Source organism: Microbacterium sp. T3-8, assembly GCF_055398145.1.
This window is the reverse complement of sequence record NZ_AP027918.1, coordinates 2588068-2607638: the sequence shown is the minus strand read 5'-3', so window position 1 is coordinate 2607638 and position 19571 is coordinate 2588068. Positions and strand designations below refer to the sequence as shown.

The window sequence follows — 19571 nt, the reverse complement described above, 5'->3', positions numbered from 1 at the left end:
GAGAAGTCGCGCACGTACGACGAGCAGAGGGAGGATCATGTCGCGCCAGCGCCAGGACCAGATCCTCACCGCTCTGCTGCGTCGGGGATCGTGGGCGACAGCTGCCAGCCTCGCCGATCTGGTCGGGGTGACGCCCCGCAGCATCCGTTCGTACGTCGCCGCCCTCAACGCCCGCGTCGGCGGCGACGCCGTGGAGTCCGGTCCCGCGGGTTATCGCGCGGGCCCCGCCGCGCGCGATGCACTGCGCGCGCGGTCGGGTGGCGAGTCCGCTCCTCGCGATCGCCTGCACGCCGTGGTGCGGATGCTCCTCGACGAGCCGGACGGCATCGACATCTACGCGACCGCCGACCGGATGCACGTGAGCGAGGCGACCCTCGAGTCCGATCTCGCCCGTGTCCGCAGCCTCCTCGACGGCACGGACCTCGTGCTCGAGCGCGATCGCGAGATCGTGCGCCTGCAGGGCACCGAGGAGGAGCAGCGCCGGCTGATCTCGCGCCTCGCCCACGACGAGATGGATGCCGCGTCGTTCCACCCCGAGACGTTCCGTCGTGCGCTCGCCGGCACGGGCATGTCGGCCGAGGCGGTCGGCCCGTTCAAGTCGGCGCTCGTGCGCGAACTCGGAAGGCTCGGCTACTTCGTCAACGAGCTCGCGATCTCGGACGTGCTCCTGCACATCGCGATCGCGACGGACCGCGTCGCCGCGGGCTACGCGATCGCGGGCGTCCCGACCGGAGCGCACGACGAGATCCCGCGGGTGGGGGAGACGATCTCACGCCTGGCGACCGAGCACTTCGGCGTCGAGCTGGGGGAAGGCGACAGCCGGCACCTCGCCTCGCTCGTGCTCACCCGGGTCGTCGCTCCCGGCGAGGAGGCGACGCGGGAGGTCGCCCGCAGCGGCGTGGAGGCCGGGGTCGAAGACGCGGTGCGCGCCGAGCTCGCCCGGGCTGCGGCCGAGTACGACGTCGACCTCGTCGAGGACTCGTTCGTGCTCCGCCTCTCGCTGCACGTGCAGAACCTGCTCCGGCGTGCGCAGGGCCAGGCCTTCGCCCGCAACCCGCTCACGCGCTCGTTGAAGACTTCGTACCCCATGATCTTCGAGGTCGCGGTGTCGATCGCCTCGGGGTTGCACGACCGCCTCGGCACCCCGATCCACGACGACGAGATCGCCTACATCGCCATGCACGTCGGCGGACGGCTCGAACGCAGCCGCAAGGCCGCGTCGATCCTCACCGCCACCATCGTCTGCCCGGGGTATTACGAGCTGCACGAGCTGCTGCGATCGAGCGTCGACCGCTCACTCGGTTCGGCGATCGAGGTGACGAGCGTGGTGACCAGCGTCGACCCGGACTGGTCGTCGTTCGACACCGACCTCGTGCTCAGCACGATCGAGCCCGCCCTCACCGGCGACCGCTTCGTGCGCATCCATCCGTTCTTCACCGACTCCGACGTCGAGCGCGTGCAGCAGGCCGCCGGTCGCATCCGCCGCGGTCGCCGGCTCACGCACCTGCGCGAGGAGCTCGCCCAGTACTTCGATGCCGATGCCTTCGTGCACCCGCTGCCCGACGAGGGCGAGGAGGCGATCATCCGACGCCTCGGAGGACTGCTCGTGGACACCGGCGTCATCGGGGAGGACTACGTCGAGAACACCATCGTGCGCGAGCGGATGTCGTCGACCGCGTTCACCGATGCACTCGCCGTGCCGCATGCGCTGCAGATGACCGCGACGCGCACGGCCATCGCGATCGGGGTGGCCGACGGATCGGCCGCCTGGGCGGACGGGCGTGTGCAGGTGGTCGCGCTCGCCGCCTTCAGCGAGGGCGATCGCGCGGCGTTCCAGACCGTGTTCGAGCAGCTCGTCGAGGTCTTCAGCGAGCGCGAGAGCGTGCAGCGGATCGTGCGCCGGGGAACGACCTTCGAGGCCTTCCTCGACGAGCTCGTCGCCGTCATCGACGGCTGAACGGCCTCGCCGTCATCACCGCAGACAGCGGAGCGGGGTCAGCTCGCCGGCGCGAGGACGGCCGCCAGCTCGTCGAGCAGCTCATCGGCACCCGGACCCGCCGCGGTCTGCAGCTCGACGGCATCGCCCGTGCCGAGCGCGAGGTCCATCACGGCCAGCACGCTGCGCAGATCGACGGTCGTCCCGTCCGAGGTGCGCAGGGTGACCGGTGCCCCGTGCGCCTGCACGAGACGGACGATCTCGGCGACGGGTCGGGCATGCACTCCGTTGTGCGCGCTGACGATGACGTGGCGGGTCGGCATGATCCGATCGTATCCGGGTATGCCGACGGCGCGCGGCCCCGAGGGGCCACGCGCCGTCGTGAGGGATCAGGAGCGCTCGTTGAGGAGTTCCCGCACACCGGTCTCGATCTCGGCGACCGCTGCGCGGGCTTCGTCGGCCGAGGCACCCGCGGCGTCGATGTACACCTTGAGCTTGGGCTCGGTACCGCTCGGGCGCACGATCACCCGTGAGCCGTCGTCGAGCCGGTAGCGCAGCACATCGCCCGAGGGCTGACCCGCGGCTGCGTGCAGAAGATCCTCGGCCGAGGCGACCGGGCGGCCGGCGATCTGGACCGGGGGCAGCGTGCGCAGGGCCAGCATGACGCGCCCGATGATCGAGAGATCGTCGACGCGGATCGAGACCTGACCGCTCGAGAAATGCCCGTAGGTGTCGCCGAGTTCCGCGAGCAGATCAGCGATCGATGCGCCGCGGTCGCGGGCCTCGGCGGCGAGGCCGAGGATCGCGACGGCTGCGGAGATGCCGTCCTTGTCGCGCACCGTCTCGGGGTTCACGAGATAGCCGAGGGCCTCCTCGAAACCGAAGACGATGCCGGGCGCACGGGAGATCCATTTGAACCCCGTGAGCGTCTCGTGGAAGTCGAGGCCGTGGTGCGCGGCGATCGCGCCGAGGCCCGGCGACGACACCAGTGAGCACGCGAGCGCTGCGCCGGGCGTACCGGCGGCGGCGCGCGCGGCGCGGGCGCCCAGGAGCAGGCCGACCTCGTTGCCGGTCAGGCGACGCCAGCCCTCGGGGGCAGAGTCGTCGGGGATGGCGACGGCGAGGCGGTCGGCGTCCGGGTCGTTGGCGAGGATGAAGTCCGCGTTCGTACGACGGGCACGCGCGAACGCGAGGTCCATCGCTCCCGGCTCCTCGGGATTCGGGAAGGAGACCGTGCGGAAGGTCGCGTCCGGCGCGAGCTGTTCGCCGACGACGGCGGGCCGCGGGTACCCCGCGGCGGTCACGATGCGCGCGAAGGTCTCCCACCCGACGCCATGCATCGCCGTGTACACCCAGCGCAGGCCCGATGCGCTCGCGGGAGCGGGGGCGACCGCGGCGGTGGCGGCCACGTACGCATCGACGACGTCTTCGCCCGCGACCTCGTAGGAGGTCGAGCGGGGGAGAGCGGCGATGCTGCCGGCATCCGCGATGCGCTGGATGGATGCCGCGATCTCGGCGTCCGCCGGAGCGACGATCTGCGAGCCCTCGTCGGCGCCGCCGAGGTAGACCTTGTAGCCGTTGTCGTTCGGCGGGTTGTGGCTCGCGGTCACCATGACCCCGGCATCCGCACCGAGGTGGCGCACCGCGAACGCGAGCACCGGTGTGGGCAGCAGACGGGGGAGCAGCACGGCACGCAGTCCCGCGCCGGCGAAGATCTCGGCGGAGTCCGTGGCGAACACCCGCGAGTTGCGGCGTCCGTCGTAGCCGATCACCACGGTCGGGGTCGCGCCTCCCGAGCGCTCGCGCAGATACGCGGCGAAGCCCGCGGCGGCCTGCGTCACGAGCACCCGGTTCATGCGGTTGCTCCCGGCCCCGAGTTCGCCGCGCAGACCCGCCGTCCCGAAGGCCAGGCGGGCGCCGAAGCGGTCGTCGAGGTCGGCCAGCGCGGCCTTCTCGCCGCTCGCCGCGCGCGTGATGATCCCGGCGAGCTGGTCGCGGGTCTCGTGGTCGGGGTCCTGGCGCATCCAGGCGCGTGCCTGGGCGAGCCGCTCCTCGCTCACAGCGCCTCGACCACTCGGGCGAGGAGGGCCGAGATCACCGGCTCCGCCTCGCGGCCGGCTTCGATCACCTCGGCGTGGCTGAGGGGCGTCTTCTGGATGCCGGCGGCGAGGTTCGTGATCAGCGAGAAGCCGAGCACCTCCATGCCCGCCTCGCGGGCGGCGATCGCCTCGAGAGCGGTCGACATCCCGACGATGTGCCCGCCGATGACCTTCGCCATCTGCACCTCGGCCGGCGTCTCGTAGTGCGGGCCGCGGAACTGCGTGTAGACGCCCTCGTCGAGGCTCGGGTCGACGCTGCGGGCGATGTCGCGCAGGCGCTTCGCGTACAGATCGGTGAGGTCGATGAAGGTGGCGCCCTCGAGCGGGGAGTCGGCGGTGAGGTTGATGTGGTCGCTGATGAGCACCGGCTGGCCGGGCGTCCAGGTCTCGCGGATGCCGCCGGCGCCGTTCGTGAGCACCATGATCTTCGCGCCGGTCGCCGCCGCCGTGCGCACGCTGTGCACGACACGACGGACGCCGTGGTCCTCGTAGTAGTGGGTGCGCGCGCCGATGACGAGGACGTTCTTGCCGTCGGGGGTGCGGATGCTGCGCAGGGTGCCGACGTGGCCCTCGAGCGCGGGCTTCGAGAAGCCGGTCACCTCGGTCGCGGGGATGGTCGCGACGGTCTCGCCGATGATGTCGGCGGCCTTGCCCCAACCGCTGCCGAGCGTGAGCGCGATGTCGTGCTTCTCGACGCCGGTCAGCCGGGCGATGTCGGCGGCGGCGGTGGCGGCGACCTCGAACGGGTTGGCGTTCGGGTCGTCCAGGGGGTTGCTGTGAGTCTCGGACATAGGCTCCACTCTAGGAAGGTGACGGCTCGGCTGCCAAGATTGCGGAAGAATGGCTTTCATGTCTTCCACCCCTTTCGAGCGCACTCAGCGCGTCGCCGTCCTCGGCGGCGGTCCCGGCGGTTACGAGGCGGCCCTGGCTGCCGCTCAGCTCGGAGCCGAGGTGACCCTGGTCGAGCGTGTCGGCGTGGGCGGTGCGGCAGTCCTCACCGACGTCGTGCCGTCGAAGAGCCTGATCGCGACGGCCGATGCCGCGGTCGCGATCTCCGAGGCGAGCGACCTCGGTGTGCAGTTTTACGCGAAGGGCGAGAAGGGCAAGCCGCTCAAGCCCGAGATCGCGATCAACCTCGCCGCCGTCAACAAGCGCCTGATGGCGCTCGCCGGGCAGCAGTCGGAGGACATGCGGGCGACCCTCCTCGAGGCGGGTGTGCGCATCCTCTCCGGTCACGGGCGGCTGGAGGGTTCCGACGCGATCGTCGTCTCGACCGGTCAGGGCGGCACCGACTTCGACCGCGTGGAGGCCGACACCATCGTGGTGGCGGTCGGCGCGGCTCCCCGCGAACTGGAATCCGCCAAGCCCGACGGCCGACGGATCCTCACGTGGACGCAGCTGTACGACATGAAGTCCCTCCCGGAGCACCTGATCGTGGTCGGCTCGGGTGTCACCGGCGCCGAGTTCGCCTCCGCGTACATGAACCTCGGTGCGCAGGTGACGCTCGTCTCCAGTCGCGACCAGGTGCTTCCCGGTGAGGACCAGGATGCCGCCCGCGTGCTCGAGAAGGTCTTCAAGCGCGGTGGCATGACCGTGCTCTCGAAGGCCCGCGCCGACAAGGTCGAGACCACGAAGGACGGCGTCACCGTCACGCTCTCCGACGGCCGCACGGTCGACGGCAGCCACTGCCTCATGGCGGTCGGATCCATCCCCAACACCGCCGACATCGGTCTGGCCGAGGCGGGCGTGGAGCTCACCGAGCAGGGGCACGTCCGAGTGAACCGCGTGGCGCGCACCTCGGTCCCCAACATCTACGCGGTGGGCGACTGCACGAACTTCTTCCCGCTGGCCTCCGTCGCGTCGATGCAGGGCCGTACGGCCGTGTTCCACGCTCTCGGCGACATCGTGATCCCGCTGGAGCAGATCAAGATCACCTCGAACATCTTCACCGCGCCCGAGATCGCGACCGTCGGGTACTCCGAGAAGGACGTCGAGGACGGCGTGGCCGACGGCATGGTCTACAAGCTCCCGCTGGCGGCGAACCCGCGCGCGAAGATGATGGGCATCAAGGACGGCTTCGTGAAGCTCATTGCCCGCAAGGGGTCGGGAACCGTCATCGGCGGCGTGATCGTCGCCCCGAAGGCCTCCGAGCTGATCTACCCGATCGCGATCGCCGTCGAGCGGCGCCTCACGGTCGATCAGGTCTCGCGCGTCTTCGCGGCGTACCCCTCGCTGTCCAGCAGCATCACGGACGCGAGCCGGGCGATGCACCTGTTCAACATCTCCTGACCGGACGACGCGAAAGGCGCCCCACCTCGGTGGGGCGCCTTTCGCGTGTTCGCGGGATGGTCAGCTGATCGTGAGCAGCTGGTGCCCGGCGGAGACGGTGGCACCGGCATCCGCATTGATGTTGCCGACCACGCCGTCCTTGTGGGCCTGCAGGGGCTGTTCCATCTTCATGGCCTCGAGCACGACGACGAGGTCGCCCTTGACGACCTGCTGCCCCTCTTCGACGGCGATCTTGACGACGGTCGCCTGCATGGGCGACTTGACCGCATCGCCCGAGGCGCCCGCGTTGGCGGTGGTGGCGTGGCTGCGACGCGCCGGCGGCACGGTGGCCGGGCGCCCGGCGCTGCCGGCGGCGACGGCCACGCGGTCGGGCAGGCTGACCTCGAGGCGCTTGCCGGCGACCTCGACGACCACCGTGTGGCGACCGGCACCCGGTGCCGGGGCCTCGAGCTCGCCGTCCCACGCGGGGATGTCGTTGACGAACTCGGTCTCGATCCAGCGCGTGAAGATGCCGAAATCGCCGTTCTCGGCGGTGAAGGCGGGGTCGCGCACGACCTTGCGGTGGAAGGGCAGCACGGTGGGGAGACCCGCGACCTCGAACTCGTCGAGCGCGCGGCGCGAGCGCTCCAGCGCCTCCTCGCGGTCCTTGCCGGTGACGATGATCTTCGCCAGCAGCGAGTCGAAGGCGCCCGAGACCGCGTCGCCGGCGGTCACGCCGGAGTCGAGACGGATGCCGGGACCGCCGAAGGTCTTGAAGACGTGGACGGGGCCCGGCTGGGGGAGGAAGCCGCGACCCGGGTCCTCGCCGTTGATGCGGAACTCGAAGGAGTGGCCCTGGGGCTCGGGGTCGGCGTAGTCGATCGTGCCGCCGGCGGCGATGCGGAACTGCTCGCGCACGAGATCGATGCCGGTGACCTCCTCGGAGACCGGGTGCTCGACCTGGAGGCGCGTGTTGACCTCGAGGAACGAGACCGTGCCGTCGGCGCCGATGAGGAACTCGCAGGTTCCGGCGCCCACGTAGCCGACCTCCTTGAGGATGGCCTTCGACGCGGCGTAGAGCTGGGCGTTCTGCTCGTCGGTCAGGAACGGCGCAGGCGCCTCCTCGACGAGCTTCTGGTGACGACGCTGCAGCGAGCAGTCGCGGGTCGAGATGACGACCACATTGCCCTCGGCGTCCGCCAGGCACTGGGTCTCGACGTGGCGAGGCTTGTCGAGGTACTTCTCGACGAAGCACTCGCCGCGACCGAAGGCCGCGACGGCCTCGCGCGTGGCCGACTCGAACAGCTCGGCGACCTCGTCGAGCTCGCGGGCGACCTTGAGGCCGCGCCCGCCGCCGCCGTAGGCCGCCTTGATGGCGATCGGCAGGCCGAACTCCTTCGCGAAGGCGACCACTTCGTCGGCCGTCTCGACCGGACCGGGCGTGCCGGGGGCGAGCGGGGCGCCCACCTTCTCCGCCACGTGGCGCGCGGTGACCTTGTCTCCGAGGGCCTCGATGGCCTCGGGCGACGGGCCGATCCAGATGAGTCCGGCACCGATCACGGCGCGGGCGAACTCGGCGTTCTCGGCGAGGAAGCCGTATCCGGGGTGCACGGCGTCGGCACCGGCGCGCCGGGCGACGGAGAGGATCTTCTCGATCTGGAGGTACGTCTCGGCGCTCGTCGCGCCTCCGAGCGCGTAGGCCTCGTCGGCGAGTCGCGTGTGCAGCGCGTCACGGTCCTGGTCGGCGTAGACGGCGACCGAGGCGATTCCGGAATCCCGGGCGGCGCGGATGATGCGGACGGCGATCTCGCCGCGGTTGGCGATGAGCACCTTGGCGATAGCAGGCATGGTTGCCAGCCTAGCGAGAAGCAGGGGGATCCATTTGACGACTCCCCACAAGAAAGAGCCGAGAACGTGGAGGGGAGTCTACGACGGGGTCGGGGTGTTCCAGAGGTCCGTCCAGACGACGCCGAGGTCGGCGGCGAGGCGCCGCACGGTCGAGAGGGACATCCCCACCACGGTCGATGGATCGCCTTCGACCCGAGTGATGAACGCCCCGCCCAGGCTGTCGACGGTGAAGGCGCCCGCGACCAGCAACGGCTCGCCCGAGGCGACGTAGGCCGCGATCTCCGCGTCGGAGATGTCGTCGGCGAAGGTGACGGATGCCGCGGCCGTCGCGGTGGCCTCGACCGGCTCCGCGCCGGGCGAGACGCGGAAGACCGAATGTCCGGAGTGCAGCACGCCGGTGGCGCCGCGCATCTCGCGCCAGCGGCGCGTCGCCTCCTCCGCCGTGTAGGGCTTGCCGTAGACGCGTCCGTTGAGCTCGAACATCGAATCGCCCCCGATCACGATGCCATCGAAGGAGGGGTCCTCGGACGAGAGGCGACGGGCGACATCGGCGGCCTTGGCGCGTCCCAGCAGCAGCACGAGCTCCGCGGGGGGCAGCTCCGCTCCCCGTTCGGCCGCGGCGGCCGCCGCCACCGCGTCCTCGTCGACGTCGGGGGAGAGGGTGAGCGGCTCGATCCCCGCCTGTCGCAGCAGCATCAGACGGGCGGGAGAGGTGGAGGCGAGGCAGACGCGCATGTGGTCCACCGTATCCGTGGACCGCCGTATCCTCGAAGGATGACTTCCCCCGATGCGGACCTGCTCGACCTCGACATCACGGGGATCGCGCACGGCGGCACCTTCGTCGCCCGCCACGAAGGACGCGTCGTCTTCGTCTCCGACGCCATCCCGGGCGAGCGCGTCCGTGCCCGGCTGATCGCACCTGGCGAGGGAGCGGATGCCTCGACCCGCAGCTTCTGGCGCGCCGAGACCGTCGAGGTGCTCGACGCGTCCGAGCACCGTCGTCCGCACCTCTGGGCAGAGGCCGACGTGACCCGTGATCCCGCCGATCGTCCGGGTGGAGCCGATCTGGGGCACATCGATCTCGACCACCAGCGCGTCCTCAAGCGGCAGGTGCTGACCGAAGCGCTCGACCGCTTCGCCGGCGCGGGTCTCGAGGCCCCCGAGATCGAGGCCGTCGAATCGGGCGACGGGAGCGGCTGGCGCACGCGTGTCACGCTGCACGTCGACGACGCGGGGCGGGTCGGTCCGTACGCGGCCCGCAGCCACCGCGTGATCCCCGTGACCTCCCACCCGCTCGCGCGGCCGGCGATCGCCGAGGCCGCACTCTCCCTGCACGGAGAGGCCCCGGGGCGCATCGAACTCGTCGAACCGGCCGACGGCACGGTGCGGGTCATCCGCCGCGACGCCACCGAGCGTCCGGCGAAGGTCGCCCGCGGGTTCCGACGCCGCCCGGCTCCCGAGGTGATCCACGAGGTCGTGAACGACCGGCGGTTCGCGGTCGACTCCACCGGGTTCTGGCAGGTGCATCCGCGTGCGGCATCCGTTCTGGATGCGGCGGTCTACGGCCTTCTCGACGGGCACGTCGACGAGCGGGCGACGCACTTCGACCTCTACGGCGGGGTCGGCCTGTTCGCCGCGACGCTCGCCGATCTCGGCGGCACCGACATCGTGACCGTCGAATCGAGCGCCCGGGCGACCCAGCATGCCGCCGAGAACCTCGCCCCGCTCGCGGTGAACGCCGTGACGGCGCGGGTCGACCGGTTCCTCGCCACGCGCACCGGGGGCGGACGCAGCGGAGCCGTCATCCTCGACCCGCCGCGCGCGGGCGCCGGCCGCCAGGTCGTCGAGGCGGTGCACGCCCTCGCTCCGGAGGCGATCGCCTACGTCGCCTGCGATCCGGTCGCCCTGGCACGCGACCTCGGCACGTTCCGGGGGCTCGGCTGGAATGTCGACCGGCTGCGCGGGTTCGATCTGTTCCCGCACTCGCATCACTTCGAGGTCGTCGCGCTGCTCACCCGCTGACTAGGCTGTGGGGATGAGCACGGTCGCCCTCATCGATGATCACGAGTCCGTCCGCCTGGGACTCGAAGCGGCATGCGCACGCGACGGGCAGACCATCGTCTTCTCGGGCAGCACGGTCGTGTCGTACCTCGACTGGCGCGCCGCATCCGGCGCGGCACCCGCCGAGGTCGTGGTGCTCGATCTCACCCTCGGCGACGGGACGACGGTCACCGAGAACGTGACCTCGCTGGTCACCGACGGCGCGAGCGTCGTCATCCACAGCGTCGCCGATCGTCCGGCCGCGGTCCGAGAGGCGCTCGCCGCCGGAGCCGCGGGCGTGGTGAGCAAGTCCTCCGCGCTCGACGACGTGCTCGATGCGATCCGCACCGTCGCCCACGGCGAGGCGCTCAACAACGTCGAGTGGGCGAGCGCGGTCGACGGCGACCGCGATTTCGCCGACGCGCAGCTCTCGACCCGCGAGCGCGAGGTGCTCCGCCTGTACGCCGCCGGGCTGCCGCTCAAGGCGGTCGCCGAGCGTCTCGGTGTCGCCTACTCGACGGCCAAGGAGAACATCACCCGCATCCGCGTGAAGTACGTCGAGGTCGGGCGCCCGGCGCCGACGAAGGTCGACCTGCTCCGCCGCGCGATGGAAGACGGCATCGTCGAACCAGACGGGGCGTCGAGTGGCCGCTGAGTCCCTCAGCATCCGCGAGGCGTGGAACCAGATCCCGTCTCCCGGAGCGGCCGAGACCGAATTCGAACGGTTCACCGGCAAGCGCATGGAGCGCATCCTCGCCACGGTCGTCGCGATCGGGTCGACGGCGCTCGGCGTGCAGGCGCTGTTCGTCGCGATCCCTTCCCTCGCGGATGCGAACGTCGGCCACGCCGTCATCGTCTTCCTCGTCTACGTGCCGTTCGCGGTGATGCTGGTCTGCTGCCTGATCGGCCGGGGAGTCCGTGTCGCGTCCGGCGTCTTCGCCGTCACGTACGTGCTCGTGCTCGCCGCCTGGCCCAACGTCGTGACGATCGGCGACGGGCTCGCGGCCAAACAGCCGTGGATCTTCTTCTTCGTCAACGTCGGCGTCGTGGCCGCGATGCTCGCCTTCCCGGTGCGCGTGCAGTACGCCTGGGCGGTGGCCGTGCCGTTCGTCTACGGCTACGTGCGGCTCGTGCAGGGGGAGTTCTCCCGCGAGTTCTGGACCACGACGGCGTTCGATGTCTCGTTCACGCTGATCCTCGGCATCGTCATCATCTCGCTGGGATGGATGTTCCGCTCGGTCGCCGCGGGCGTCGACGACGCGCGAGGGCACGCAGTCGCCTCCTACGCGGCAGCAGCAGCGGCGGCGGCCGCGGAGGAGGAGCGCATCGCGATGTCGGCGCTCATGCACGACAGCGTGCTCGCGGCGCTGATCGCCGCCGAGCGGGCCGAGAGCGAGAGGGCGAAGGAACTCGCGGTGGCGATGGCGCGCGAGGCGCTCACCCGCCTCGCCAACACCGAGGCGGCGGTCGCCCAGGAGGGCAGCGACGAGCCGGTCGCCGTCGGCCAGATCGTGTCCGAGCTGCGTCGGGCCCTGTCGGAGATGGGCGTGGACGCGATCGTCGAGGAGACCGGTACTCCCGGGGCGATTCCCGGCCGCGTGGCGCGCGCGCTCGTGCTCGCCGCGCGTCAGGCGATCGGCAACGCGGTCACGCACGCGGGCGGGCGGGGACTCCACATCCTCGCCGACTCGCAGGGTGACGTCGGCATCCGCGTGATCGTGAGCGATACCGGAGCGGGGTTCGACCTCACGGCGATCGGCGAGGACCGCCTGGGGATCCGCGCGTCGATCCTCGCGCGCATGGCCGGCGTGGCCGGAACGGCTCGGATCGATTCGGATGAGCGTGGCACGACCGTGACCCTGGGCTGGAGCGCCTCATGAACCGGACCGTCCGCAGCGTCGCGACGTCTCTCGCGGTCGGCTTCGCCTTGTACTTCGCTGCGCGCGCCGTGTGGTGGATCGTGCAGCCCACGGCACCGCTGCTCATGGTGCTCGCGATCGCGCTCTACCTCCTGGTCGTCAACCTCGCGATCCTCGGCTCTCCGGAAACGGTGAAGCTGCCGTTGTGGACGGCGACGCTGGCGGTGATCGTCAGCGTGATCATCCCGATCGCGGTGACGTTCTCGCTGAACGAGGCAGGGCGGACCGCCCCCTTCGCCACCTGGTACATCGGCGGCGTGGGCTTGCTCAGCGTGATCCTCATCGTCCGGCGGCGGTTCCTGACGGGCTGGCTGATCCTCCTTCTCCTGGTGGCAACGTCGTCGGTCTTCCTGGGCTTCCTCGAGTCCCTTCTCAACTTCGGCCTGGTCGGATCGATCATGTGGGTGGTCGTCGCGAATCTCCTGGTGTGGTTCTGGGACCGGGCGGTGCGCGACACCGAGCGCCTCGCCGAGATCCAGCAGGCCGTGTCGGCCTGGCACGCCACGCAGCTCGTGCGTCAGCGGGAGCGTCGCGTGCGCACACAGTTCGCGCTCGCGGTCGCCGGCCCCGTGCTCAGCCGCGCGGTGGCGACGCGTGGCTCTCTGACCGAGGAGGAGCGTCTCGATGCCCGGCTCGCCGAGGGGCGCCTGCGTGATGAGCTGCGCGGAGCCGACCTGCTCAACGATGCGGTCCGCGATGCGATCGAAGCGGCGCGTCGGCGCGGCGCGGTCGTCACGGTGTTCGACGAGGGCGGTCTCGAGGGGGTCGACGAGGAGCGTCGCATCGAGATCCGGGACGAGCTCGCCGGTGTCCTGGCGGGGGCCCACGCGGGACGCCTCATCATCCGTTCCGCCAAGGACGATCGCACAGCGGTGACGGTGGTCGGGCGTGTGGGGTCGGGATCATCGCGCGACGACGACTCCGTCGACGTGTGGCACGAGATCCCGCGCAGTGCCGCCCGCGGCTGAACCATCGGCGATGGCGCTTCTCTTCGGCTCCGGCTGGGGGAGGGTGCCGGAGTCGAAGAGGAAGTGAGAATGGGCGAGGGGCGGCGATATCGCCAGCCCCTCGCCATGCGGCTCAGTTACCCGAAAACCAGCCGCGGATGATCGATCACCGTCTGTCTACCCTGGGACAGAGAGACCGATCGAACGCGAAGCGTCTCCATTAGTTTCGCGGCTCGCAACCCCCGTGTCTGTAGGTATTTTGGGGGACATAGGTGCGCGGATGCGGGAGGATGGCCGGATGAGCACGCGGCGCGGAACGAACCTGCCCCGAATGGGCGACTTCAATCAGGCGGTCGTGATCGAGGCGATCCGCCGCGCGGGTGATGCGCTGAGCCGTACGGAGCTCGCCGCGACCACCGGACTCTCCGCGCAGACGCTCACGAACATCACCCGCCGCCTCCTCGACGAGGGACTGATCGCCGAGGCCGGGCGCGCCATCAACGGCCCGGGAAAGCCCCGCGTCCTGCTCCGTCTGGTCGCGGAGAGCCGGTACTCGGTGGGTGTCCATCTCGATCCCGCCGTGGTGACGGTGGTGCTCCTCGACCTCGCCGGCGCGGTGGTCGCGCGGCGCCTGATCCCGGTGGGATCACCCGAACCCGGGCGAATCATCGACGAGATGGCTCGCGCGATCGATGCCCTCATCACCGAGGTCGGTGTCGATCGCTCGCGGATCTTCGGTATCGGACTCGCCGCTCCCGGACCCCTCGACGAGGCGAACGGGACCGTGGTCGACCCGCCCATGCTGCGCGGATGGCGCCGGGTGCCCCTGCGTGAGCTGCTGTCGGCGGCGACCGGGTTCGCGGTGGCGTTGGAGAAGGACACCGCTGCGGCGGCCGTGGGTGAGCTCTGGACGCACCGAGGTCCCGTGGACGACTCGTTCGTCTTCCTCTACCTCGGCACGGGCCTCGGTGCGGCGCTCGCGCGCGACGGCGATGTCACGCGCGGACGCACGGGCAACCTCGGCGAGATCGGGCACATCGTGGTCGATCCTGAGGGGCCGCCGTGCGCCTGTGGATCCCGGGGATGCGTCGCCGTCACGTGCACGCCGCAGTCGATCGTGGCGGAAGCGGTGCGTGCGGGGGTGCTGTCTGCGGAGGGCGACGATGACGAGCCCGGTGCGCTCGAGGCGCGATTCGCGCACGTATGTGCGCGGGCGGAACAGGGGGAGGTGGCCGCCGCGGGAATCCTCGGCCGTGCCGCGCGCTGCACCGCCGCCCTCCTGGTGGTGCTCACCGACGTCCTCGACGTGGAGCGCATCGTGCTCGGGGGACCCTTCTGGGGGTACGTCTCGGAGGTCTACCTCGCCGAGATCTCGGAGCACGTGCAGCGGCTGAGCGCGACGCGAGCGCTGCGGGAGATCCCGATCGACGGCACGGTCGTGGGTGCCGACGTGGGAGCCGTGGGGGCGGCCTGCGTGGTGCTCGATCGGGCGCTCACCCCGCGGAGCTCGACGCTGATGCTGTCGGAGCGCTCGGACGTGCCTGTGGCTCCTTAAATCCAATCGATGTAGTATTCGGGTGTTCCTCCGTCATCGTCGATCGGAAACCCGTCATGCACGACAACTCCTCGCTGGTCGAAGCACGCATCCGCCGGTTCGTCCGGGAGCGCCTCGAGCCCGCGCTGTACGCTCGCTCGCACGAGCTCACTCTCGAGGCCTGGCAGGTCCCGGGTGAACCCGTGCCGTTCGCCGAGGCGGTCGGGCAGACGTACGCCCCCTTCGCCGTGGGCTCGCCGTGGGGGCGTGCCTGGAGCACGATGTGGCTGCGGGTGACCGGGACGATCCCGACGACGGATGCCGGGCAGCGGGCCGAACTCGTCTTCGACCTCGGCTTCCACGGCGCGCAGCCGGGGTTCCAGGCCGAGGGTACGGTGTACCGGCCGGACGGATCCATCGTCAAGGCGGTCGAGCCGCGCAACGCCTACGTGCCGCTCGACGGTGCTCCGGGCGATGCGATCGAGCTCTACCTCGAGGCGGCGGCGAACCCGGACGTGGGCGACGGGTTCCGCACCTTCGGCCCCACGCCGCTCGGGGAGTGGGACTCCGCCGGCGACGAACCGCTGTACGAGCTGCGTCGTGCCGACGTGGCCGTGCTCGACCTCACGGTCTGGGAACTTCTGCAGGACATCGCGGTGCTCGACGGTCTGCGCGCCGAGCTCCCCGAGAGCTCCTCCCGCCGCGCCGAGATCCTGCGCGCCCTCGAGCACGCGGTCGACGCGACGGACCCGGACGACGTCGCCGGCACCGTCGCCGATGCGCGCGCCGCACTCTCGGAGGTTCTCGGCCGCCCGGCATCCGCGTCCGCGCATTCCGCCCACGCGGTCGGGCACGCCCACATCGACTCCGCGTGGCTGTGGCCGGTGCGCGAGACGCAGCGCAAGGTGGCGCGCACGTTCTCGAACGTCCTCTCGCTGATCGGAGAGGACTCCGAGTTCTCGTTCGCGGCGTCGTCGGCGCAGCAGTACGCCTGGATGAAGCGGTTCCAGCCCGAGCTCTTCGAGCGGTTGCGCGCCGCCGTCGCGGCCGGTCGATTCCACCCCGCGGGCGGCATGTGGGTGGAGTCCGACACGAACATGCCGGGAGGCGAGGCCCTCGCGCGCCAGTTCGTGCGGGGAAAGCGTTTCTTCCTCGAGGAGTTCGGGGTCGAGCCCCTCGATGTCTGGCTGCCCGATTCGTTCGGATACTCGGCCGCGCTCCCGCAGATCGCGCGGGCCGCCGGGTCGCGGTGGATGCTGACGCAGAAGATGTCGTGGAACGAGACGAACACGATGCCCCATCACACCTTCACATGGGAAGGTCTGGACGGCACCCGTATCTTCACGCACTTCCCGCCGGTCGACACGTACAACTCGCAGCTCTCCGGTGCGGATCTCGCCCGCGCCGAGCGCCAGTTCGCCGAGAAGGGCGCGGCGACCGCCTCGCTCGTGCCCTTCGGGTACGGTGACGGCGGAGGCGGGCCGACCCGCGAGATGCTCGCCGCCGCCGCACGACTGCGATCGCTGGAAGGATCGCCGACCGTGACCCTCTCCGATCCGCGGCGCTTCTTCGAGACGGCCGAGGCCGAGTATCCGAACCCGCCGGTGTGGTCCGGGGAGATGTACCTCGAGTTCCACCGCGGCACCTACACCTCGCAGGCGCGCACCAAACGCGGCAACCGGCGCAGCGAGCACGCCCTGCGCGAGGCCGAGCTGTGGGCGACGAGCGCAGCGCTGGCGGGTGCCGAGTACCCGTATGACGCGCTGGAGGAGGCGTGGGAGACCGTACTCCTGCAGCAGTTCCACGACATCCTTCCCGGCAGTTCGATCGGTTGGGTGCACCGCGAGGCCGAGCGCCGCTACGCGGAGGTCCTCGAGACGCTCGACGGTCTCATCGACACCGCGCTCGAGGTCGTCGCAGGCCGGGGGGAGGTGGAACTGGTCGCCAACGCGAGCCCCTACCCGTCGGGTGGTGTGCCCGGCCTGGCGATCGGGGTCGCGGAGTCCGCGAATGCGGCGGCCCATGCCGGAAGGCACGGAGAGGAGATCGTGCTCGAGAACGAGCATCTGCGGGTCGTGGTGGATGCCGATGGGCTCATCTCCTCGCTGAGCGTGCGTGCGACCGGGCGCGAGACGATCCCGACGGGGGAGCGCGGGAACCTGCTGACGCTGCACCGCGACACCCCCACGGCATGGGATGCCTGGGACATCGACGAGCACTACCGCCGGCACGCCGTCGAGCTGAGGGATGCCGTGGCGATCGAGGTCGTCGCGCACCCGACCGCCGCCGTCGTGCGGATCGACCGGGAGTTCGGTGCGTCCCGCATCACTCAGGTCCTCACGCTCGCGGCGGGGTCCCCGAGCCTCGACATCGAGACGATCGTCGACTGGCACGAGCGGCAGAAGCTGCTCAAGCTCGGCTTCCCGCTCGACGTGCACAGCGATCGTGCGGCATCCGAGATCCAGTTCGGTCACGTGCACCGGCCCACCCACACCAACACGTCGTGGGACGTCGCCCGTTTCGAGACGGTCGCGCACCGCTGGGTGCACGTCGGAGAACCGGGCTTCGGGGTCGCGATCGCGAACGACTCGACCTACGGCCACGACATCACGCGAGCGCCCCGTGAGGGCGGCGGAACGGCGTCGACGGTACGGCTCTCCCTGCTGCGGGCGCCGCTGTTCCCCGATCCGGAGGCGGATCAGGGACGACACGCCTTCCGCATCGGCATCCGTCCGGACGCGGGGATCGCGGATGCCGTGCGTGAGGGGTACCGCCTGAATCTGCCCGCACGCTCGATGCGCGGCTCTGGCCCCGTCGCGCCGCTATTCGCGGTGTCGTCGGACGCGATCGTGATCGAGGCGGTCAAGCTCGCGGAGGACCGCAGCGGAGATGTGATCGTCCGGCTGTACGAAGCGCACGGCGGACGGGCGGTGGGGGAGGTCACGCCGTCGTTCGACTTCGGGTCGGTCGTGGAGACCGACCTCCTCGAGCGGGAGACACCGCGGGCGGCGGTCACCGGCGTCGCGACGGGCGTCGAGCTGTCGCTGCGGCCGTTCCAGCTGGTCACGCTGCGCTTCGCGCGCTGATCCACGGTTCCGGGAGAGCCCGGCGGTGCTCAGCGGGCGAAGCGTCCCCAAGGGATGTCCCTGCGCAGCGGCTTGCGCAGGGAGCGCTGCGTGCGCGTCCACGCCGAGACGACCGGCTCCTCGGCGACGGCATCCGATTCCTCGGCCGCATATGCGTCGCTGACCACCGCGATGAGCGCGGCCAGTTCTTCCTCGGTCGCCGTGCCGCGGGTGATCTCGAGCGCCGGGCGCTCGTCCCTCTCGTCGATCACAGCGGGATGTTCCCGTGCTTCTTCGGGGGCAGCTCAGCGCGCTTGCCGCGCAGGGCGCGGAGTGCCTTGGCGATCGAGACGCGCGTGTTCGCGGGCTCGATGATGCCGTCGAGTTCGCCGCGCTCGGCGGCGAGGAACGGCGAGGCGACGTTGTAGGTGTACTCGTTCGCGAGGCGGGTGCGCACGGCGGCGACGTCTTCGCCGGCTTCCTCGGCCTTCTTGATCTCACCCCGGTAGAGGATGTTCACGGCGCCCTGGCCGCCCATGACGGCGATCTCGGCGGTCGGCCACGCGAGGTTGACGTCGGCGCCGAGCTGCTTCGAGCCCATCACGATGTAGGCGCCGCCGTAGGCCTTGCGCAGGATGACGGTCACCAGCGGCACGGTGGCCTCGGCGTACGCGTAGAGCAGCTTGGCTCCGCGTCGGATCACGCCGGTCCACTCCTGGTCGGTTCCCGGCAGGTAGCCCGGAACGTCGACGAGCGTCACGATCGGGATCGAGAACGCATCGCAGAAGCGGACGAAGCGGCTCGCCTTCTCGCCGGCCTCGATGTTCAGCGTTCCCGCCATCTGCGAGGGCTGGTTGGCGATGATGCCGACCGAGCGGCCCTCGATGCGACCGAAGCCGATGACGATGTTCGGCGCGAAGAGCGGCTGAACCTCGAGGAAGTCGCCCTCATCGACGACGTGCTCGATCACCGTGTGGATGTCGTACGGCTGGTTGGCCGAGTCCGGGATGATCGTGTTCAGCGTGCGGTCGGCATCCGTCGTCTCGAACTCGAAGACACCCTCGTACGAGGGGAGTTCTGCCATGTTGTTGTCCGGCAGGAAGCTGAGCAGAGTGCGCGCGTAGTCGAGCGCGTCGTCCTCGTCCTCCGCGAGGTAGTGCGCCACACCGGAGCGGGTGTTGTGCGTGTACGCACCGCCCAGCTCCTCCATGCCGACGTCTTCGCCGGTGACCGTCTTGATGACGTCGGGGCCGGTGACGAACATCTGGCTCGTCTTGTCGACCATGATCACGAAGTCGGTGAGGGCGGGGGAGTACACCGCGCCGCCGGCTGCCGGGCCCATGATGATCGAGATCTGCGGGATGACACCGGAGGCGCGGGTGTTCAGGCGGAAGATCTCGCCGTACTTGCCGAGCGCGACGACACCCTCCTGGATGCGCGCCCCTCCCGAGTCGAGGATGCCGATGCAGGGCATGCCGCCCGCGAGGGCGAACTCCATGACCTTGATGATCTTCTCGCCGGCGACCTCGCCGAGCGACCCGCCGAACGTCGAGAAGTCCTGCGAGTAGACCGCGACCGTGCGCCCGTTGATCGTGCCGACACCGGTGACGACCGAGTCACCGTAGGGCCGGGAGCGATCCATGCCGAACGCGGTCGTGCGGTGGCGCACGTACTCGTCGAACTCGACGAAGCTCCCGGGATCGACGAGCAGCTCGATGCGCTCGCGGGCGGTCATCTTGCCCTTGGCGTGCTGCTTCTCCTTCGCCTTCGCTTCTGCGTCGACGACGGCTTCGGTGTAGCGAGCGCGCAGATCCGCGATCTTGCCGGCGGTGGTAAAGAGGTCGGGCTTGTCCGTCACGGATTCCACACTATCGTCGCCGCGGCTCGGCCTGTTGGATGCTCGCCACAACGGGTA

At 70.5% G+C, this 19571-nt stretch carries 15 protein-coding genes; 8 read left to right on the top strand and 7 right to left on the bottom strand.

Annotation, left to right across the window (positions count from 1 at the left end; translation table 11 throughout):
- The first annotated feature begins 37 nt into the window (after positions 1-37).
- A complete protein-coding gene (locus ACZ5Y9_RS12485) occupies positions 38-1957 on the top strand; it encodes a BglG family transcription antiterminator (protein ID WP_464471480.1) in 1920 nt (639 codons plus the stop codon).
- A 38-nt stretch (positions 1958-1995) separates the two neighbouring features.
- Here the strand turns inward: ACZ5Y9_RS12485 and ACZ5Y9_RS12480 are convergent, their stop codons facing one another.
- The 3 genes from ACZ5Y9_RS12480 to ACZ5Y9_RS12470 all read right to left on the bottom strand — a co-directional run bounded on the left by ACZ5Y9_RS12480 (position 1996) and on the right by ACZ5Y9_RS12470 (position 4826).
- Positions 1996-2259 carry an HPr family phosphocarrier protein gene (locus ACZ5Y9_RS12480; RefSeq protein WP_247624818.1) on the bottom strand — a complete coding sequence of 88 codons (264 nt, stop codon included), beginning with the start codon at positions 2257-2259 and terminating at the stop codon, positions 1996-1998.
- 66 nt (positions 2260-2325) lie between these two features.
- Complete coding sequence (locus ACZ5Y9_RS12475; RefSeq protein WP_464471479.1) at positions 2326-3996, bottom strand: phospho-sugar mutase; 1671 nt, start codon at positions 3994-3996, stop codon at positions 2326-2328.
- Positions 3993-4826, bottom strand: coding sequence for a purine-nucleoside phosphorylase (locus ACZ5Y9_RS12470; RefSeq protein ID WP_247624816.1), 834 nt, complete (start codon positions 4824-4826; stop codon positions 3993-3995). The genes ACZ5Y9_RS12475 and ACZ5Y9_RS12470 overlap by 4 nt, the downstream gene beginning before the upstream one ends.
- 49 nt (positions 4827-4875) lie before the next feature.
- Between ACZ5Y9_RS12470 and ACZ5Y9_RS12465 the strand changes: the two genes are divergently transcribed.
- On the top strand, positions 4876-6324 hold the full coding sequence (locus ACZ5Y9_RS12465) for an NAD(P)H-quinone dehydrogenase (protein ID WP_464471478.1): 1449 nt from the start codon (positions 4876-4878) through the stop codon (positions 6322-6324).
- Between the two features lie 60 nt (positions 6325-6384).
- Here the strand turns inward: ACZ5Y9_RS12465 and ACZ5Y9_RS12460 are convergent, their stop codons facing one another.
- Positions 6385-8151, bottom strand: coding sequence for an acetyl/propionyl/methylcrotonyl-CoA carboxylase subunit alpha (locus ACZ5Y9_RS12460; protein ID WP_464471477.1), 1767 nt, complete (start codon positions 8149-8151; stop codon positions 6385-6387).
- Between the two features lie 78 nt (positions 8152-8229).
- Positions 8230-8886, bottom strand: a complete 657-nt coding sequence (locus ACZ5Y9_RS12455; protein WP_464471476.1) for a Maf family protein — start codon at positions 8884-8886, stop codon at positions 8230-8232.
- A 39-nt stretch (positions 8887-8925) separates the two neighbouring features.
- Here ACZ5Y9_RS12455 and ACZ5Y9_RS12450 point away from each other — a divergent pair, with 39 nt between their 5' ends.
- The 6 genes from ACZ5Y9_RS12450 to ACZ5Y9_RS12425 all read left to right on the top strand — a co-directional run bounded on the left by ACZ5Y9_RS12450 (position 8926) and on the right by ACZ5Y9_RS12425 (position 17677).
- A complete protein-coding gene (locus ACZ5Y9_RS12450) occupies positions 8926-10173 on the top strand; it encodes a class I SAM-dependent RNA methyltransferase (RefSeq protein ID WP_247624812.1) in 1248 nt (415 codons plus the stop codon).
- A 13-nt stretch (positions 10174-10186) separates the two neighbouring features.
- A complete protein-coding gene (locus ACZ5Y9_RS12445) occupies positions 10187-10846 on the top strand; it encodes a response regulator transcription factor (RefSeq protein WP_247624811.1) in 660 nt (219 codons plus the stop codon).
- Positions 10836-12071 carry a sensor histidine kinase gene (locus ACZ5Y9_RS12440; RefSeq protein WP_464471475.1) on the top strand — a complete coding sequence of 412 codons (1236 nt, stop codon included), beginning with the start codon at positions 10836-10838 and terminating at the stop codon, positions 12069-12071. The genes ACZ5Y9_RS12445 and ACZ5Y9_RS12440 overlap by 11 nt, the downstream gene beginning before the upstream one ends.
- The gene (locus tag ACZ5Y9_RS12435; RefSeq protein ID WP_247624809.1) at positions 12068-13078 is read left to right on the top strand and encodes a hypothetical protein; all 1011 of its coding nucleotides are present in this window, start codon (positions 12068-12070) and stop codon (positions 13076-13078) included. The genes ACZ5Y9_RS12440 and ACZ5Y9_RS12435 overlap by 4 nt, the downstream gene beginning before the upstream one ends.
- Positions 13079-13355: 277 nt before the next feature.
- Positions 13356-14612, top strand: coding sequence for an ROK family transcriptional regulator (locus tag ACZ5Y9_RS12430; protein ID WP_464471474.1), 1257 nt, complete (start codon positions 13356-13358; stop codon positions 14610-14612).
- Positions 14613-14668: 56 nt separating this feature from the next.
- Positions 14669-17677 carry an alpha-mannosidase gene (locus ACZ5Y9_RS12425; RefSeq protein WP_464471473.1) on the top strand — a complete coding sequence of 1003 codons (3009 nt, stop codon included), beginning with the start codon at positions 14669-14671 and terminating at the stop codon, positions 17675-17677.
- 29 nt (positions 17678-17706) lie between these two features.
- Here ACZ5Y9_RS12425 and ACZ5Y9_RS12420 read toward each other — a convergent pair whose 3' ends face one another.
- Entirely contained in the window at positions 17707-17928 is a 222-nt protein-coding gene (locus ACZ5Y9_RS12420) for an acyl-CoA carboxylase subunit epsilon (RefSeq protein WP_247624806.1), read from the bottom strand.
- The gene (locus ACZ5Y9_RS12415) at positions 17925-19514 is read right to left on the bottom strand and encodes an acyl-CoA carboxylase subunit beta (protein WP_372491583.1); all 1590 of its coding nucleotides are present in this window, start codon (positions 19512-19514) and stop codon (positions 17925-17927) included. Before ACZ5Y9_RS12415 ends, ACZ5Y9_RS12420 begins: the two co-directional genes overlap by 4 nt.
- Between the last annotated feature and the right edge of the window lie 57 nt (positions 19515-19571).

Coding starts and splice junctions, on each gene's coding strand:
- ACZ5Y9_RS12485 (WP_464471480.1), top strand. CDS start 38: ATGTCGCGCCAGCGCCAGGACCAGATCCTCACCGCTCTGCTGCGTCGG.
- ACZ5Y9_RS12430 (WP_464471474.1), top strand. CDS start 13,356: ATGAGCACGCGGCGCGGAACGAACCTGCCCCGAATGGGCGACTTCAAT.
- ACZ5Y9_RS12465 (WP_464471478.1), top strand. CDS start 4,876: ATGGCTTTCATGTCTTCCACCCCTTTCGAGCGCACTCAGCGCGTCGCC.
- ACZ5Y9_RS12450 (WP_247624812.1), top strand. CDS start 8,926: ATGACTTCCCCCGATGCGGACCTGCTCGACCTCGACATCACGGGGATC.
- ACZ5Y9_RS12460 (WP_464471477.1), bottom strand. CDS start 8,151: ATGCCTGCTATCGCCAAGGTGCTCATCGCCAACCGCGGCGAGATCGCC.
- ACZ5Y9_RS12425 (WP_464471473.1), top strand. CDS start 14,669: ATGCACGACAACTCCTCGCTGGTCGAAGCACGCATCCGCCGGTTCGTC.
- ACZ5Y9_RS12480 (WP_247624818.1), bottom strand. CDS start 2,259: ATGCCGACCCGCCACGTCATCGTCAGCGCGCACAACGGAGTGCATGCC.
- ACZ5Y9_RS12470 (WP_247624816.1), bottom strand. CDS start 4,826: ATGTCCGAGACTCACAGCAACCCCCTGGACGACCCGAACGCCAACCCG.
- ACZ5Y9_RS12455 (WP_464471476.1), bottom strand. CDS start 8,886: ATGCGCGTCTGCCTCGCCTCCACCTCTCCCGCCCGTCTGATGCTGCTG.
- ACZ5Y9_RS12445 (WP_247624811.1), top strand. CDS start 10,187: ATGAGCACGGTCGCCCTCATCGATGATCACGAGTCCGTCCGCCTGGGA.
- ACZ5Y9_RS12435 (WP_247624809.1), top strand. CDS start 12,068: ATGAACCGGACCGTCCGCAGCGTCGCGACGTCTCTCGCGGTCGGCTTC.